The organism is Peribacillus sp. SIMBA_075 (genome assembly GCF_046534585.1).
In genome coordinates this window covers 1-290 of the sequence record NZ_JAWRYN010000385.1, presented here as the reverse complement: position 1 = coordinate 290, position 290 = coordinate 1, and the positions used below count along the sequence as shown (strand labels likewise).

At 42.8% G+C, this 290-nt stretch carries 1 pseudogene; it reads right to left on the bottom strand.

Features of this window, described 5'->3' with window-relative positions:
* A pseudogene (locus tag SB775_RS28695) lies at window positions 1–214 on the bottom strand (D-alanyl-D-alanine carboxypeptidase family protein); the annotation flags it as partial.
* Window positions 215–290 lie beyond the last annotated feature (76 nt).

Sequence of the window (290 nt, the reverse complement as noted above, 5' to 3'; positions counted from 1 at the left end):
ACGCGAAAAGCTGTTGCAAGCATGTTTTCTCGAGGAACAACTGAACATTTTCATCAAATGAGCGAATGTAAATTATTGGAAAAAGATCCAGAGATGACTCTTTCAATTGCACTGGATGCTCTCGGTTAACCAGGATGAGATGCCCGTAATGAATAGCAGATCGGTCCAAACGAATTTCATCATCGGAAACAGCTAGCAATTTTTTACGAGTCATGATCATCTCTGCTCCCGTGCAAGATGTATCAGCTCGTCGAGTATTTGCGGATAAGAAATACCGCTTGCACGCAGCA